At 66.6% G+C, this 15532-nt stretch carries 17 protein-coding genes and 2 tRNA genes; 9 read left to right on the forward strand and 10 right to left on the reverse strand.

From position 1 onward, the window contains the following. Position 1 precedes the first annotated feature (1 nt). The 3 genes from ettA to B2869_RS05395 form a co-directional block, all read right to left on the reverse strand. Complete coding sequence (gene ettA, locus B2869_RS05385; protein ID WP_017830677.1) at positions 2–1681, reverse strand: energy-dependent translational throttle protein EttA; 1680 nt, start codon at positions 1679–1681, stop codon at positions 2–4. Between the two features lie 63 nt (positions 1682–1744). Then, positions 1745–2242, reverse strand: coding sequence for a DUF6993 domain-containing protein (locus B2869_RS05390; protein ID WP_292763496.1), 498 nt, complete (start codon positions 2240–2242; stop codon positions 1745–1747). An 85-nt stretch (positions 2243–2327) separates the two neighbouring features. Then, positions 2328–2834 (reverse strand): single-stranded DNA-binding protein, encoded by a 507-nt coding sequence (locus B2869_RS05395; RefSeq protein WP_029265417.1) that lies wholly within the window; start codon positions 2832–2834, stop codon positions 2328–2330. A gap of 205 nt (positions 2835–3039) precedes the next feature. Between B2869_RS05395 and B2869_RS05400 the strand changes: the two genes are divergently transcribed. After that, complete coding sequence (locus tag B2869_RS05400; protein ID WP_029259185.1) at positions 3040–3309, forward strand: hypothetical protein; 270 nt, start codon at positions 3040–3042, stop codon at positions 3307–3309. 156 nt (positions 3310–3465) lie between these two features. On the opposite strand, the gene B2869_RS05405 is transcribed toward B2869_RS05400, so the two are convergent. Beyond that, positions 3466–3538: transfer RNA gene (locus B2869_RS05405), tRNA-Arg, on the reverse strand. Between the two features lie 87 nt (positions 3539–3625). On the opposite strand from B2869_RS05405, the gene orn reads away from it, so the two are divergent. From orn to B2869_RS05435, 6 genes are all read left to right on the forward strand, one after another. Next, complete coding sequence (gene orn / locus B2869_RS05410; protein ID WP_292763499.1) at positions 3626–4252, forward strand: oligoribonuclease; 627 nt, start codon at positions 3626–3628, stop codon at positions 4250–4252. 36 nt (positions 4253–4288) lie between these two features. Then, positions 4289–4364, forward strand: a tRNA-His gene (locus B2869_RS05415). An 87-nt stretch (positions 4365–4451) separates the two neighbouring features. Continuing rightward, positions 4452–5081, forward strand: a complete 630-nt coding sequence (locus B2869_RS05420) for a LysE family transporter (RefSeq protein WP_136024867.1) — start codon at positions 4452–4454, stop codon at positions 5079–5081. A gap of 27 nt (positions 5082–5108) precedes the next feature. Continuing rightward, on the forward strand, positions 5109–5456 hold the full coding sequence (locus B2869_RS05425) for a metallopeptidase family protein (protein WP_029265421.1): 348 nt from the start codon (positions 5109–5111) through the stop codon (positions 5454–5456). After that, positions 5453–5749, forward strand: coding sequence for an ATP-dependent Clp protease adapter ClpS (gene clpS, locus B2869_RS05430; RefSeq protein ID WP_021200507.1), 297 nt, complete (start codon positions 5453–5455; stop codon positions 5747–5749). The genes B2869_RS05425 and clpS overlap by 4 nt, the downstream gene beginning before the upstream one ends. Then, a complete protein-coding gene (locus tag B2869_RS05435; protein ID WP_292763502.1) occupies positions 5746–6243 on the forward strand; it encodes a DUF2017 family protein in 498 nt (165 codons plus the stop codon). The genes clpS and B2869_RS05435 overlap by 4 nt, the downstream gene beginning before the upstream one ends. On the opposite strand, the gene B2869_RS05440 is transcribed toward B2869_RS05435, so the two are convergent. The 6 genes from B2869_RS05440 to gatC are packed head-to-tail and all read right to left on the reverse strand — an operon-like array spanning position 6240 to position 11791. Next, complete coding sequence (locus B2869_RS05440; protein ID WP_292763504.1) at positions 6240–6821, reverse strand: hypothetical protein; 582 nt, start codon at positions 6819–6821, stop codon at positions 6240–6242. The two genes, B2869_RS05435 and B2869_RS05440, sit on opposite strands and share 4 nt — an antisense overlap. Beyond that, entirely contained in the window at positions 6805–7122 is a 318-nt protein-coding gene (locus B2869_RS05445) for a hypothetical protein (protein WP_021200504.1), read from the reverse strand. The genes B2869_RS05440 and B2869_RS05445 overlap by 17 nt, the downstream gene beginning before the upstream one ends. Before the next feature lie 37 nt (positions 7123–7159). After that, positions 7160–8416, reverse strand: a complete 1257-nt coding sequence (dinB, locus tag B2869_RS05450) for a DNA polymerase IV (protein WP_136024863.1) — start codon at positions 8414–8416, stop codon at positions 7160–7162. A 47-nt stretch (positions 8417–8463) separates the two neighbouring features. Beyond that, positions 8464–9978, reverse strand: a complete 1515-nt coding sequence (gatB, locus tag B2869_RS05455) for an Asp-tRNA(Asn)/Glu-tRNA(Gln) amidotransferase subunit GatB (RefSeq protein ID WP_292763507.1) — start codon at positions 9976–9978, stop codon at positions 8464–8466. Then, complete coding sequence (gatA, locus tag B2869_RS05460; protein ID WP_292763509.1) at positions 9978–11495, reverse strand: Asp-tRNA(Asn)/Glu-tRNA(Gln) amidotransferase subunit GatA; 1518 nt, start codon at positions 11493–11495, stop codon at positions 9978–9980. The genes gatB and gatA overlap by 1 nt, the downstream gene beginning before the upstream one ends. After that, complete coding sequence (gene gatC / locus B2869_RS05465; RefSeq protein ID WP_029265429.1) at positions 11492–11791, reverse strand: Asp-tRNA(Asn)/Glu-tRNA(Gln) amidotransferase subunit GatC; 300 nt, start codon at positions 11789–11791, stop codon at positions 11492–11494. Before gatC ends, gatA begins: the two co-directional genes overlap by 4 nt. Positions 11792–11858: 67 nt before the next feature. Between gatC and B2869_RS05470 the strand changes: the two genes are divergently transcribed. Further along, positions 11859–13559, forward strand: a complete 1701-nt coding sequence (locus B2869_RS05470; protein WP_292763514.1) for a long-chain-fatty-acid--CoA ligase — start codon at positions 11859–11861, stop codon at positions 13557–13559. Positions 13560–13624: 65 nt separating this feature from the next. Next, the gene (locus B2869_RS05475; protein ID WP_021200498.1) at positions 13625–15445 is read left to right on the forward strand and encodes a DEAD/DEAH box helicase; all 1821 of its coding nucleotides are present in this window, start codon (positions 13625–13627) and stop codon (positions 15443–15445) included. Positions 15446–15532 lie beyond the last annotated feature (87 nt).

Below are 15532 nucleotides of genomic sequence, written 5' to 3' on the forward strand. Positions count from 1 at the left end.
CTCAGTCGCGCGTCAGCTTGCGGTGCGTCGAACGGTGCGGCTTGGCCGCATCGGCTCCGAGGCGTTCGATCTTGTTCTCCTCATACGCCTCGAAGTTGCCCTCGAACCAGTACCACTGGTCCGGCTTCTCGTCGGTGCCCTCGTAGGCGAGGATGTGCGTGGCGATGCGGTCGAGGAACCACCGGTCGTGGGTGATGACCACGGCGCATCCGGGGAACTCGAGCAGAGCGTTCTCGAGCGAGCTGAGGGTCTCGACATCCAGGTCGTTCGTCGGCTCGTCGAGGAGCAGCAGGTTACCGCCCTCCTTGAGCGTCAGCGCGAGGTTCAGGCGGTTGCGTTCTCCACCGGAGAGCACCCCGGCCTTCTTCTGCTGGTCCGGCCCCTTGAAGCCGAACTTCGAGACGTACGCCCTGGACGGGATCTCGGTCTTGCCGACGGTGATGTAGTCGAGGCCGTCGGAGACGACTTCCCACAGCGTCTTGTTCGGGTCGATGTTGGAGCGCGACTGGTCGACGTAGCTGATCTTGACCGTCTCACCGATCTTCAGATCTCCGCCGTCCAGAGGCTCGAGGCCCACGATGGTCTTGAACAACGTCGTCTTTCCCACGCCGTTCGGACCGATGACGCCGACGATGCCGTTCGGCGGCAGGCTGAAGCTCAGGCCGTCGATGAGCGAGCGCCCGTCGAAGCCCTTCTTCAGGTTCTTGGCCTCGATGACGACGCTTCCGAGTCGAGGACCGGCGGGAATCTGGATCTCCTCGAAATCCAGCTTCCTGGTGCGCTCGGCCTCGGATGCCATCTCCTCGTAGCGGGCGAGACGGGCCTTCGACTTCGTCTGGCGACCCTTCGCGCTGGAGCGCACCCACTCCAGCTCCTCCTTGAGGCGCTTGGCGAGTTTGGCGTCCTTCTTGCCCTGGATCTCGAGGCGCTCGCCCTTCTTCTCCAGGTACGTCGAGTAGTTGCCCTCGTAGCCGATCAGGCGACCGCGATCGACCTCGGCGATCCACTCGGCCACGTGGTCGAGGAAGTACCGGTCGTGGGTGATCGCGATGACGGCACCCTTGTAAGCCTGCAGGTGCTGCTCGAGCCACAGCACGCTCTCGGCATCGAGGTGGTTGGTCGGCTCGTCGAGAAGCAGGAGATCGGGCTTCTGCAGGAGCAGCTTCGCCAGTGCCACTCGACGCTTCTCACCACCGGAGAGAGGCGCGATCGCGGCGTCTCCCGGCGGGGTGCGGAGCGCATCCATGGCCTGGTCGAGCTGCGAGTCGAGGTCCCAGCCGTCGGCCGCGTCGATCTCTTCCTGGAGCGAACCCATCTCGGCGAGGAGCGCGTCGAAGTCGGCATCGGGATCGGCCATCAGTGCCGAGATCTCGTTGAAGCGGTCGAGCTTCGCCTTGATCGCGATACCGTCCTGGATGTTCTCGAGCACGGTCTTCGTCTCGTCGAGCTCCGGCTCCTGCATCAGGATGCCGACCGTGAACCCCGGGGAGAGCTTCGCCTCACCGTTCGACGGAGTGTCGAGACCCGCCATGATCTTGAGGATGGTCGACTTGCCCGCGCCGTTGGGACCGACCATGCCGATCTTGGCCCCGGGGAGGAACGCCATGGTCACGTCGTCGAGGATGAGCTTCTCGCCCACTGCCTTGCGCGCACGAACCATCGAGTAGATGTACTCAGCCACCGAAAACCGCTCCTTCTGTTGGCGTCGAAGATCGACACTCCAGCCTACCGGCCCCCTGGCGTGTCACCAGTCGATCGGACGTGTGGTGCCGACCAGGCATCGCCCTTCGGCGAGTTGCGGGAGTACCGCGGTGACGACCTGCCCGGTGGACGGGCCGACCTGGCCGACCAAGCACTCGTCTTGACCCCACCGAACCGAGAACTGCAGACTCTCCGCCGGGTTGCCGACGGTGGTCTGATCCTGGGTCACCTGCATCGACTCGCGATCGAACCCCGCGCCGATCAGCGCGTCGATGTAGGCACGGCCGGAACCGCGCTGATCTGTCGCCCAGATGCCCTCCGCAGTCGCGGTGAACACCGGCAGGTTGTCCTCTGCGCTGCCGTCGGGAACGAGCACGGGAGCAGACGGCGCCGTCGAGTCCGCATCGGGAGTTGCGGAACTCGACGGAGACGCCGTCGGTGCGGGTTCCGGTGCGCAGCCCGAGAGCAGAAGGGCAGAGACGGCCGTGACCGCCAGGACGCCGGCTGCACGCGCCGGTGAGGAGACCGATCGACGAAGCACGTGCCGAGTCTACGTCGCCTTCCTCCCCGCCTCAGCGTGAATCGGCCGCCAGCCGGCACCCGACGCTCTCGGGAACCGGTGCGCGTCAATCGCTCGCCGCTATCCTCGACGCCGGATCCGCCCACGAGAGGTCGAATGCCGCAGACTCTGACTCTGCGGCGTGTACAGGGGCTCTTTCCTCTGCAGAGTGAGCGCCCGGTGCGTCGGAGCTTGCCTCTGCGATCCCGGTCTGCGGCCGCGGCTGCGGTCGATACGCCGTGGTCCCCCACCGCAGATCGTGACCGATCGCCTCCGCTTCGACATCGACACTTGTACCATGTTTGCCGTTGCTCTCCCAGTTCCGGATCTTCAGCCGTCCTGTCACGATCACCGCGTCACCCGTCCGCAGGGACGCCTTGGCGTTCTCGCCGAGCTGCCGGAACGCCGCCACCGAGTACCAGTTGGTCCCCGAGTCCGTCCAAGCCTGGGCTGCGGGGTCGAAACGTCGGTGGGTGCTGGCGAGACGGAAGTTGGTGACCGCCACACCTCCTGCGGTCTGCACCTGTGTCGGGTCGGTGGCGACTCTTCCCACGATGGTCAGCGTGTCGATCATGTTGCTCGTCCTCTCGTCTCCGGATCCCTTCCGGTCTTTCCAGCGTGCGCCGCCACGACGGAGGTGGAGAGCCCGAAACACGAAGTCGGTGGAGAGACCGAGACAGATGTCCTCTGTGGAGAGAAACCCCCGATGAGGACGAGAGGACTGCGCGCGAGGGAATGTCGGTGGTCGGTCGTATCTTCGAATCACGAAAGGAGCACCGATGTCCGACAGCATGATCACCTCTCTTCCCGAAGTCCCCTTCGCCACGCCTCGACTCTCGTCTCCGCGAGAGCATCTCGTCCGCGCAGCCGATCATCTCTGGAGGGTCCAGGACCAGAGAGAGCATGTCCTCGGACATCTGCGCATCGTCCCGGACCCGCTCGGTGTCCGGTACCGGGCGGAGAGGCTGCATCTCGCAACCGGCGTGTTCCGTGTGGTCGGCGAGTTCTGGCGTGTCGATGACGCTGTCGCGGTGCTGCGCTATTCCTGACGGTGGTCGCCGCCCGCGACGCATGGCGTCGATCCGGGAGAGGTCGCGCTCCGCACATGAGATCGTCTCTCGTCGGATCGATCATCCGTCGGAGCGATCACCCATTGGATCGAACATCCATCGGAGCGAACATTCTCGAACGCCGACGCCGTGAAGTGCCCCCGGCAGGATTCGAACCTGCGACCAAGAGATTAGAAGGCTCCTGCTCTATCCCCTGAGCTACGGAGGCGCACGACTCTAGAGTATCGCGGTCGCGCAGACGATTCACGAGTCACACTCCGGCCGGCGATGTCGGGGGCGTCGATAGTATGGCGAGATGGTATCTGCGTCCGAGAATGATCGTCTCGTATGGATCGACTGCGAGATGACGGGACTCGATCTCGCGGTCGACGAACTCGTCGAGATCGCCGTCGTCATCACCGACTTCGAGCTCAACCCCATCGATCCCGGATTCCAGGTGGTGATACGCCCCACCGAAGCCGCGCTCGCGCACATGAACGATTTCGTCACGAAGATGCATGAGACATCGGGCCTCATCGAGGAGATCCGCGGTGGCGTGTCGCTGGAGGAGGCGGAGTCCCAGACGCTGGCGTACATCAAGCGCTTCGTGCCCCTCGAGCGCAAGGCTCCATTGGCCGGCAACACGATCGGGACGGACCGCATGTTCCTGGCCAAATACATGCCGCAGGTGGATCAGTGGCTGCATTACCGCAATGTCGACGTCTCCAGCATCAAGGAACTGTCGCGGCGCTGGTACCCGCGAGTCTTCTTCCAGGCTCCGCCCAAGGACGGAGGACACCGCGCCCTCGCCGACATTCTGGAGTCGATCCGAGAGCTCCGGTACTACCGCGACGCGGTGTTCGTCGATGAGCCGGGACCGTCCAGCGACGAAGCTCGCGAGATCGCTGCACGTACGGTGTCCGAGTTCACTCCGAACATGTAATAGACTCGTATGGTTGCCTGCTCCGGCAGGCACATGGTGGGTATAGCTCAGCTGGTAGAGCGCTGGCTTGTGGTGCCGGATGTCGCGGGTTCGAGTCCCGTTACTCACCCCACTGAAGAAGGCCCGAATCGCGAGATTCGGGCCTTCTTCGCGTCTACGCGCGGCTGGTACCCCTCCCCCGACGCCCTAGACTGACGACGTGTCACTCGCGGTCTGGTTCTCGTTGCTGACCGCGTCCGTCGTGATCAGCTTCACCCCCGGCGCCGGTGCGATCAATACGATGTCGAATGCGATGAACCAGGGCTGGCGGCGCTCGATCTGGGGCATCGTCGGCCAGCAGATCGCGTTGATCGTCCATGTCGCGATCGTGGCTGCCGGTGTCGGACTCCTGGTGTCACGTTCGGAAGTGCTGTTCAACGGCATCCGCTATGCCGGGGCCGCCTACCTGGTGTTCCTCGGGATCCGCCTCATCCTCGCGAAGCCCGCGGTCGTGGTCGACGACGATCCCCTGCCGGTAGACAGCCGCGAGAGCCACTGGTCGATGATCCGCCGCGGCTTCTGGGTCAATCTCCTGAACCCGAAGGCGATCGTGTTCTTCCTCGCGTTCATTCCGCAGTTCGTCAGGTTGGACGAGCCTCCGCTGCCCCAATACCTCACGCTCATCGTCACCGTGATCGTCGTCGACGTGATCGTGATGTGGGGATTCTTCGCTGCAGCCGCACGTCCGTTCCGTCGACTCACGCGAACCGCACGTGGACAGCGCATCCTCAACACCGTGTTCGGCGCCCTGTTCATCGCGGTGGCCGCGATCCTCGTTCTCCTGCACTGACCTCCCTCGGGCCCTAGGCTGAGGGGGATGGACATGGATGCCGCCGCCTTCGAAGAGCTCGTGATCGATGAGCTCGACCAGTTGCCCGACGACATGGTCGAAGGGTTGGAGAACGTCGTGTTCGTGGTGGAGGATCGGCCGGAGGACGGCAGCCTCGATCTGCTCGGCCTCTACGACGGGCTGGCGCTGACCGATCGGACCCAGTACGGGATGGGCGAGTTGCCCGATCGCATCGTGGTCTATCGCGAGCCGCACCTGGCCCAATGCGAGAACGAGCAAGAGCTCCGCGACGAGATCCACACCACGTTGGTGCATGAGATCGCGCATTTCTATGGCATCGACGACGAGCAGCTGCATGAGATGGGTTGGGCATGACGATCCCCGCCGCAGTTCCCGATCTCGATGAGGCGACCGATCTGAGCGCCGCTCCCCTGGAGCCGTGGCAGGTGGTCGTCTGGAACGACCCCGTCAATCTGATGAGCTACGTGGTCCGCGTCTTCCGAACGTATTTCGGATACTCGCTCGACCACGCGACGACGCTGATGCTCGCCGTGCACCACGACGGACACGCCATCGTGGCGACGGGGCCACGCGAGACCATGGAGGTCCACGCGCAGGCCATGCATGACTACGGCCTGTGGGCCACGGTCAGGAAGGCCTCACAGTGACCAGGGACGCCGTCATCGTCACGATCACCCGGATCGAGAAGCTCCACCTCGCGAAGCTCGTGGACGACTTCATCGAGCTCCTCGCGACTTCGCGGGAGGTCGGGGACCCCGCCATCGACCGATTGACGCCGACTCCCTACCCCGACGATGCGGACTCCGCCGCCGAGTTCGCCGAAAGCACGAGGGATGATCTCCTCGATCGACGGCTCGCCGATGCGCGCCGGACACGTGGGTCTCTCGGAGACGTCACCGGTGACGACCTCGCCGAGGCAGAAGCGCTGCGGACGCGGGAGATGACCGTGCCCGTGGAGGACGTCGACGCTTGGCTCCGAACGCTCACGGCTATTCGCCTCGTCATAGCCACGCGGCTCGGGATCACGACCGACCAACAGACCGCCACGGATGGGCGTCACGATGTGTACGACTGGCTCGGATACCGTTTGGAACTTCTCATCCAGGCTGCAGACGAAGCGGATGAGGGCCGGAAGGTCTAAGGAACCTCGACGATTCTCGTAGCGAGGGATCGAGGGTCGTCCCGCTCGATGTGTCGGCGTTCCTGTGCCGCCCAACGGTCCCAGTGCGGCCGATAGGCGTCCCCATCGCGTGCCAGGGCACGCGCCTTCCTCGATGCCTCCGCCGACTCCACCCACACCCTGACATCGGCGAGGGCGGCGGTCGAGGGGCGGAGGATCCCGCTGCCCTCGATGATGACTCCGAGGGCCGGGTCGACGGCGTGGCTCTCCGCCTCGGTGCGGTCCTCCCAGTCCCATCGCCGCCAGGTGCCGAGATACCCGCGGCCGTGCGGACGGAGGATCCAGTCGAGGGCGCGCTCAACGCCTTCATCGAGGCCGTCCCAGCCCGGGTAGATGGAATCCAACGCGATGAGCTGTACGTGACCGACCACGGGCCAGCGACGCACCAACAGGGAGGCGAGGGACGACTTCCCCGCACCGCTGCCGCCATCGATGAGCACGACGGGGTTCGCGGCGGCGACGGCACGGACATCCCGCTCGATCAGCGTCGCGGCCTGCTCCAGCGCGGCAGCGACCGGATCGTCACTTCTTGAGGGCACGGATGATGCGAGTGAGCGCCCGTCCGGCGACCCAGACGAACGGCACGGCGACGACGAGCAACGTGACGATGTTCGGCTCGAAGCGCAGACCTTCCTCGCGACGCACGTAGACCCCGACCGGGACGGAGACACCGCCACCGCCACCACCCTCGCCACCGTCTCCGCTGCCTCCGCCGAAGCCCGAGTAGGTGAATGCCACCGGAGTGATACTCACACCGTCGACATCCTGCGGCTCCCCGTACGCGCTCTTCACGCCGAAGGACGCAGCTTGCTTTCCGAGTTCCAGTGCAATGTTCGGCATACCCCCACGCTAGTCGAGGAACCGCGCGCGCGTGCGATCAATCCAGGCCGTGGGCCTTCGGATGTTGGGCGGCACCGCGGCCGTCCCCGCGGCCGATGTGTCGCGCGCGGCTGATCGTCGCTGTGCCGAACCTGGCCATGGCCTCGTCGACTGCCCCCTCGACTCTGCGCCAGTCCTCGTCGTCGTCCCACAGCCCGAGACCGCCGCCGCCGGCCGGACGCAGGTTCTCGGCTCTGACGCCGACCAGACGCACGGGATCGCGTCGGTCGATCTGCTCGAACAGAGCCTGCGCAGCCTCGCCGATGCGCTGCCCGACCGCGGTGGGCTCGCTCAGCGTCTGAGAGCGACTCAGGGTGCGGAAGTCGTCGAAACGGATCTTGATGGCGACGGTCGACGTCTCCCACTCGGCGCGGCGGAGACGTGCGGCGACACGGTCAGCGAGCCGCAGGAGCTCCGCGCGGAGGAACGGACGATCGAGGATATCCGTATCGAAGGTCTCCTCATGACCGATGCTCTTCTCCACGCGCACCGTGTCGACGGCGCGCGCATCCTCACCCATCGCGAGCTGAGCGAGGCGCGCGCCCAGGGCGGGGCCGACCGCACGCTCGATCATCTCGCGCGGAGCCTCGCGCACATCTCTCACGGTACGGATACCGCGTGCCTCCAGCGCCTCGGCAGCCTTCGGCCCGACGCCCCACATCGCGCGGACCGGACGTGGCGCGAGGAACTCGAGCGTGTCCTTCGCGGCGACGACGAGCATGCCGTCGGGCTTGGAGATCGTCGATGCCATCTTGGCGACGTGCTTGGTGGCCGCGACCCCGACACTGCAGGTGATGCCGACCTCATCGAGCACACGACCCCGGATGAGCTCTGCGATGTGTGCAGGGCTGCCCCAGAGCCGTCGCACGCCCTGCACATCGAGGAACGCCTCGTCGACCGACAACGGCTCGACGAGCGGGGTGAACGATTCGAAGATCGCCATCACCTGCCGGGAGACCTCCTGATATCGATGGAAGTGCGGCGGCACGATGCGCGCGGAGGGACACAGGCGCAGCGCCTGCGATACCGGCATCGCTGCGCGTACGCCGTATCGGCGGGCCTCGTAAGAGGCACTCGAGACGACCGAGCGGCCGTCCGGTGCGCCGATGATCAGCGGAAGCCCCCGGAGCGTGGGATCGTCGAGGACCTCGACAGCCGCGTAGAACGCGTCCATGTCGACATGGAGGATGCGCGTCCCGGTGTCGTCGGCGTCGGAGGCGGAGACGATCCGTCCCGTGCCGTCACCGTGTCCCATACGACCATTCTCCCCCGGGCCTCCGACAGGAGGCCCGGGGCCACGCGCTACTGGGCAGCGCGCTCGAGGATGAGTTCACGGACGCGCGCCGCGTCCGCCTGGCCCTTCATGGCCTTCATGACGGCGCCGATGACAGCGCCGGCGGCCTGGACCTTGCCGTCCTTGATCTTCGCCATCACATCCGGCTGGGCCGCGAGAGCCTCGTCGATCGCAGCGATCAGCGCGCCGTCGTCCGACACCACGGCGAGGCCACGGGCGTCGACGACCTCCTGCGGAGTGCCTTCCCCCGCGATGACGCCTTCGAGCACCTGGCGGGCGAGCTTGTCGGTGAGCGTGCCCGCGTCGACCAGCTGCTGCAGTGCGGCGACGTTCTCCGGGCTGATCAGCTCGGTGGCTTCCTTCTCCTGCGCGTTCGCGAGACGGGAGATCTCCCCCGTCCACCACTTGCGGGCGGTCGCAGGTGCCGCACCGGCGGCGATGGTCGCCTCGACCACTTCGAGCAGGCCTCCGTTGCGCACGTCCTGGAACTCCAGGTCGGTGAAGCCCCACTCCGTCATCAGGCGACGACGGCGGGCGACAGGCTGCTCGGGAAGAGCCGCGCGCAGCTCCTCGATCAGCTCGGCGGCCGGCTCCACGGGCAGCAGGTCGGGCTCCGGGAAGTAGCGGTAGTCGTCGGCGTCCGACTTCGGACGACCCGGCGATGTCGTACCGGTGTCCTCGTGCCAGTGCCGCGTCTCCTGCGTGATCGTGCCGCCATCGGCGAGGATCTGCGCCTGGCGCTGGATCTCGTACTTCACGGCCCGCTCGACCGAACGCATGGAGTTGACGTTCTTCGTCTCGGTGCGGGTGCCGAGCTTGTCGGTGCCACGCGGACGCAGAGAGACGTTGGCGTCGCAGCGCAGGTTTCCGCGTTCCAACCGGGCCTCGGAGATTCCGAGACCACGGACGATGTCACGGATCGCCTGCACGTAGGCCTTGGCGACCTCCGGTGCGCGGTGCTCGGTGCCGTAGATGATGTTCGTCACGATCTCCACCAGTGGCACGCCCGCACGGTTGTAGTCGACGAGCGAGTACTCGGCACCCTGGATGCGTCCGGTCGCCCCACCCATGTGGGTGAGCTTTCCGGCGTCCTCCTCCATGTGAGCGCGCTCGATCGGGATCGTGATGAGTGTCCCGTCCTCGAGCTCGACCTCGACCGAACCGTCATAGGCGATCGGCTCGTCGTACTGCGAGATCTGGTAGTTCTTGCCGAGATCCGGGTAGAAATAGTTCTTCCGCGCGAACCGGCTCGATTCCGCGATCGAGCATCCGAGAGCGAGACCCAGGCTGATCGACGAACGGATGGCGGTCTCGTTCACGACCGGAAGTGACCCCGGCAGACCGAGGTCGACGGGCGCGATCAGCGTGTTCGGCTCCGCGGCGTGGAAGGTCTCGTTGGCCGGGTTCGGCGCATCGGAGAACATCTTCGTGTTGGTGTTGAGCTCGACGTGCACCTCGAATCCGAGGACCGGCTCGAACAGCTCGAGCGCCTTGTCGAAGTCCATGAGCTTGGCGGTGGCCATCAGCGCTTCCCTCCTGCGAGCTGCGGTGCGCGGGTGAGCAGCGGCGCACCCCAGGAGTCGACCAGCAGCGTCTCGAGCGCGGCGCCGACCTTGTAGAGACGTGCATCCTCCCGTGCCGGGGCGATGAATTGGATGCCGACGGGGAGTCCGTCGTCATCGGCCAGACCGCTGGGGATGGAGATACCGGGAACGCCGGCGAGGTTCACCGGAATCGTGGTGATGTCGTTGAGGTACATCTGCAGCGGGTCGTCGATCTTCTCGCCGAGCTTGAAGGCGGTGGTGGGCGCCGACGGCGTCGCGATGACGTCGACCTCGGCGAAGGCGTTGGCGAAGTCCTGCTGGATGAGTGTGCGGACCTTCTGCGCGCTGCCATAGTAGGCGTCGTAGTAACCGGCCGACAGTGCGTACGTTCCGAGGATGATGCGGCGCTTGACCTCGTCACCGAAGCCGGCGTCACGGGTTGCGGACATGACGTCCTCGACCGTCGGGTTTCCGTCGGGCGTCACCCGCAGACCGAAGCGCACCGAGTCGAACTTCGCCAGGTTGCTGGAGGCCTCTGCGGGGAGGATCAGGTAGTACGCAGCCACGCCGTACTCGAAGTGCGGAGCGCCGATCTCGACGATCTCCGCGCCCTGCGCCTCCATCAGCGCGAGCGCGCTGCGGAAGGAGGCTGCGACACCGGGCTGGAAGCCGCTGTCCGGCAGCTCGCGGATCACGCCGACCTTGAGACCCTTGAGCACGTCTCCGCGCGCACCCTCGCGAGCCGCCTCCGCGAACGAAGGCCATGCATCGCGCAGCGACGTCGAGTCCTTAGGGTCATGACCGCCGATCGCATCGTGCAGCAGGCCGGAGTCGAGCACGGTCCGCGAGACCGGACCGACCTGGTCGAGGCTGGAGGCGAGGGCGATCGCACCGTAGCGGCTCACGCCGCCGTACGTCGGCTTGACGCCGACCGTGCCGGTCACGTGGGCGGGCTGACGGATCGAGCCGCCGGTGTCGGAACCGAGCGCGAGCGGTGCCTCGAAGGCGGCCACCGCTGCGGCCGAACCTCCACCGGAGCCACCGGGGATACGGTCGAGGTCCCAGGGGTTGTGCGTGGGGCCGTATGCCGAGTGCTCGGTAGACGACCCCATGGCGAATTCGTCCATGTTCGTCTTGCCGAGCGGGATGAGTCCCGCATCGCGCGAGCGTGCGACGACGGTCGCATCGTAAGGCGAGCGGTATCCCTCGAGGATGCGCGACCCGCTGGTCGTCGGCTGGTCGGTCGTGACGAGCACGTCCTTGATCGCGAGAGGAACGCCTGCGAGCGGTCCGAGGGCCTCGCCGGCAGCGCGACGGGCGTCGATGGCCGCTGCGGCCTCGAGCGCTCCCTCGTTGATGTGGAGGAAGGCGTGGACGTCGCCGTCCACGGCGGCGATGCGATCGAGGTGCGCCTGGGTCGCCTCGACGCTCGACACCTCACGAGAGGCGAGCTTCGCGGCGAGGTTAGCCGCATCCAGCCGGATGATGTCGCTCACTGTTCTTCTCCCAGGATCGCGGTCACGCGGAAGCGGCCGTCGGCGGCATCCGGGGCGTTCTGAAGCACCTGCTCGTGCGTGAGCGTCTCGCCGACCACGTCGGGTCGGAAGACGTTGCTCAACGGAATCGGGTGACTCGTCGCCACGACGTCGGCGGTCGCGACTTCCGACACCTTCGCGATGTTGTCGACGATGGCGTCGAGCTGGCCCGTGAGCCTCGACACCTCGTCGTCGTTCAGCTGGATGCGTGCGAGCACACCGAGGTGGCGCACGAGTTCAGGGGTGATTTCAGACACTCCCCCAGTCTAGTTGGCGCGCTCCCCGGTCCCATGCCCGACGAGCAGCTCGACATATGCTGGGCGGGTGAGCACGTTCCAGCCTCCTCGCCCGTGGGTCGCCAGCTACGCCGCAGGCGTCCCGGAAGACCTCGCCCCGGTCGACGGATCACTCGTCGACATCGTCGCCGCGTCGGCGCGGGACTACCCCGATGCCCCCGCGCTGCAATTCTTCGGGCGTGAGACGACATACGCACAGCTGCAAGCAGCGATCGACCGCGCGGCGACAGGGCTGCGGGATCTCGGCGTCCGCGCCGGCGATCCTGTGGCCATCGTGCTGCCGAACTGCCCGCAGCACATCGTGGCCTTCTACGCGGTGCTGCGACTCGGCGCCGTCGTCGTCGAGCACAACCCGCTATACACGCCTCGTGAGCTGCGCAAGCAGTTCGAGGACCATGGAGCGAAACACGCGATCGTGTGGAACAAGGTCGTCTCCACCGTGCAGGAGTTCCCGGCGGACCTCGCCGTGACGAACCTCATCTCCGTCGACGTGACGCGCGCCATGCCGTTCCTCACGCGCTTCGCCCTGCGTCTCCCCGTCGCGAAGGCTCGCGACTCCCGCGCTGCCCTCACGGCCAAGGTGCGCGGCACGGTCGTCTGGGACACGCTGGTCGCTTCCGACCCTCTGCCGGAGACGCACCCGAAGCCGGGAACCGACGATCTGGCGATCATCCAATACACCTCCGGAACGACCGGAACGCCGAAGGGGGCGGCGCTCACACACCGCAACCTGCTGGCGAACGCCGCTCAGTCGCAGGCCTGGGTGCCGTCGATCCGACGCGGCAACGGTTGCGTCGTGTACGCGGTCCTTCCCATGTTCCACGCTTACGGACTCACGCTCTGTCTGACGTTCGCGATGTCGATGGGGGCTCGACTCGTGCTCTTCCCCAAGTTCGATCCCGACCTCGTGCTCGACGTCGTCAAGAAGCACCCCGCCACGTTCCTGCCGCTGGTACCGCCCATAGCCGACCGCCTTCTCGCCGCGGCCAAGGCGAAGGGCGTGTCGCTGGAGGGCATCGAGGTCGCGATCTCCGGCGCAATGGCGCTGCCACATGAACTGGTCGTCCCCTTCGAGGAGGCCACCCACGGATATCTCGTCGAAGGCTACGGGCTGAGCGAGTGCTCCCCTGTCCTGATGGCGAACCCGGTGGCGGACAACCGCGTTCCCGGAACCGTCGGGCTTCCCCTGCCCGGAACCGAATGCCGCGTGGTGGATCCGGAGAACCCTGGTGAGGACGTGCCGTCGGGCTCTGCCGGGGAACTCGTCGTGCGCGGGCCGCAGGTGTTCTCGGGGTACTACGGCAAGCCGGAGGAGACGGAGGCGGTCTTCGTCGACGGCTGGTACCGCACCGGCGACATCGTCACGATCGACGAGGCCGGCTTCGTTCGCATCGTCGATCGCATCAAGGAGCTCATCATCACGGGCGGCTTCAACGTCGCACCCACCGAGGTGGAGAACGCCCTGCGCCAGCACCCGCAGGTCGCGGATGCCGCGGTCATCGGTCTGCCGAGCGAGCACTCCGGTGAAGAGGTCGTCGCCGCGATCGTCATCGATCAGGGAACCGACGTGGACGTCGAGGCCGTTCGTGAGTTCGCGCGCAGCATCCTCACCCCCTACAAGGTCCCCCGCCGCATCTTCGTGGTGGACGAACTCCCGAAGTCGCTGATCGGTAAGGTGCTCCGGCGCCAGGTCAAGGAGAAGCTCGTGGCGCTGAACACCGGCGCCTGAGGACGCCCTCACAGGCGGCGGACGCCGCAGCGCGCTACCCTTGGGAAGTGACCCCTGAAGATGCAGTGCTGACCGACGCCCCCGACGAATCTCCCGCGACCCCTGGATTCGAGGAGCTCGGCATCACCGGGCCCGTCCTCAAAGCCATCAAAGACCTCGGCTATGAGACGCCGTCGCCCATCCAGGCGGCCACCATCCCGACGCTCCTGGCTGGGCGCGATGTCGTCGGCATGGCGCAGACCGGTACCGGGAAGACCGCGGCCTTCGCCCTCCCCGTGCTCGAACGCCTCGATGTCTCCCAGAAGACCCCGCAGGCCCTCGTGCTCGCACCCACCCGTGAGCTCGCGCTCCAGGTCTGCGAGGCGTTCGAGTCGTACGCCTCCAAGATGAAGGGCGTGCACGTGCTCCCCGTCTACGGCGGGCAGGGCTACGGCGTGCAGCTGTCGGCTCTGCGGCGCGGCGTCCACGTGATCGTCGGCACGCCGGGCCGCATCATGGACCACCTCGCCAAGGGCACGCTCGACCTGTCTCAGCTGCAGTACCTCGTGCTCGACGAGGCCGACGAGATGCTGAAGATGGGCTTCGCCGAAGACGTGGAGCAGATCCTCGCGCAGACACCCGAGGAGAAGCAGGTCGCGCTGTTCTCCGCGACGATGCCGCCGCAGATCCGCCGTCTCGCCCAGAAGTACCTGCGAGACCCCGAAGAGATCAGCATCAAGTCGAAGACCGCGACCGGCACCAACATCACGCAGCGCTACCTCGTCGTGTCGTACGCGCAGAAGGTCGATGCGCTCACCCGGATCCTCGAGGTCGAGAACTTCGACGGAATGATCGTCTTCGTCCGTACGAAGAACGAGACCGAGACCCTGGCGGAGAAGCTGCGCGCCCGTGGCTACTCGGCCGCAGCCATCAACGGCGACGTGCCTCAGGTGCAGCGTGAGCGCAGCGTGAACCAGCTCAAGGACGGCAAGCTCGACATCCTGGTCGCGACCGATGTGGCCGCGCGAGGACTCGACGTCGAGCGCATCAGTCACGTCGTCAACTTCGACATCCCCACCGACACCGAGTCCTATGTGCACCGCATCGGTCGCACGGGCCGCGCCGGACGATCGGGCGACGCGATCAGCTTCATCACCCCGCGCGAGCGCTACCTCCTGAAGCACATCGAGAAGGCGACGCGTCAGCAGCCGGCCCAGATGCAGCTCCCGAGCACGGAAGATGTGAACACCACGCGTCTGAACCGCTTCGACGACGCGATCACCACGGCGCTGTCGGAGACCGGGCGCATCGAGGCGTTCCGCGACATCGTGGCGCACTACGTGCGTCACCATGATGTCCCTGAGGGTGATGTGGCCGCCGCTCTGGCTGTCGTGGCGCAGGGTGACAAGCCGCTACTGCTCGACCCCGCCAACGATCCGCTCACCAAGGCGGTCGAAGCAGACAACCGTCCCCCGCGCGAGCGCACGGGACGCGATGCTCGTGAGCCGCGTACGGAACGACGCGGGCGTGGCGACTACACCGCCTACCGCATCGAGGTCGGACGACGTCACCGTGTCGAACCCCGCCAGATCGTCGGGGCCCTCGCCAACGAGGGCGGTCTGGGACGCGACGACTTCGGTGCGATCAACATCCGTCCAGACTTCTCGACGGTCGAGCTGCCATCGAACCTGGATCCGTCTGTCCTCGAGAAGCTGCGCGACACGCGCATCTCGGGACGCCTGATCGAGATCAAGCCCGACCGCGGTCCCGGGGGCGCACGCCGCACCGGCGGCCCTCGGGAGGCCGGCGGCCGGGGTGACCGTTTCGAGCGTCGGGACCGCGATGATCGGCCGGCGCGCGACACGCGTGACGAGAAGCCGTACCGCAAGCCGCGTCACAAGAGCTGACCGCGGGGGGGGGGGGGGCGGGGCCCCCCCCCCCCCCCCCGTTTTCTTTTTGGCCCCCAGTCCCCCTTCCCCCTTGGGGGGAGAAGG

The sequence above is a fragment of the Microbacterium sp. UBA3486 genome, from assembly GCF_002377845.1.
GTDB classification, from domain to species: Bacteria; Actinomycetota; Actinomycetes; order Actinomycetales; family Microbacteriaceae; genus Microbacterium; species Microbacterium maritypicum_A.

Excerpts from the sequence above, each read along its gene's own strand:
- B2869_RS05395 (WP_029265417.1), bottom strand. The coding sequence starts at position 2,834 with ATGATCGACACGCTGACCATCGTGGGAAGAGTCGCCACCGACCCGACA.
- B2869_RS05400 (WP_029259185.1), top strand. The coding sequence starts at position 3,040 with ATGTCCGACAGCATGATCACCTCTCTTCCCGAAGTCCCCTTCGCCACG.
- orn (WP_292763499.1), top strand. The coding sequence starts at position 3,626 with ATGGTATCTGCGTCCGAGAATGATCGTCTCGTATGGATCGACTGCGAG.
- B2869_RS05425 (WP_029265421.1), top strand. The coding sequence starts at position 5,109 with ATGGACATGGATGCCGCCGCCTTCGAAGAGCTCGTGATCGATGAGCTC.
- clpS (WP_021200507.1), top strand. The coding sequence starts at position 5,453 with ATGACGATCCCCGCCGCAGTTCCCGATCTCGATGAGGCGACCGATCTG.
- B2869_RS05445 (WP_021200504.1), bottom strand. The coding sequence starts at position 7,122 with ATGCCGAACATTGCACTGGAACTCGGAAAGCAAGCTGCGTCCTTCGGC.
- dinB (WP_136024863.1), bottom strand. The coding sequence starts at position 8,416 with ATGGGACACGGTGACGGCACGGGACGGATCGTCTCCGCCTCCGACGCC.
- gatB (WP_292763507.1), bottom strand. The coding sequence starts at position 9,978 with ATGGCCACCGCCAAGCTCATGGACTTCGACAAGGCGCTCGAGCTGTTC.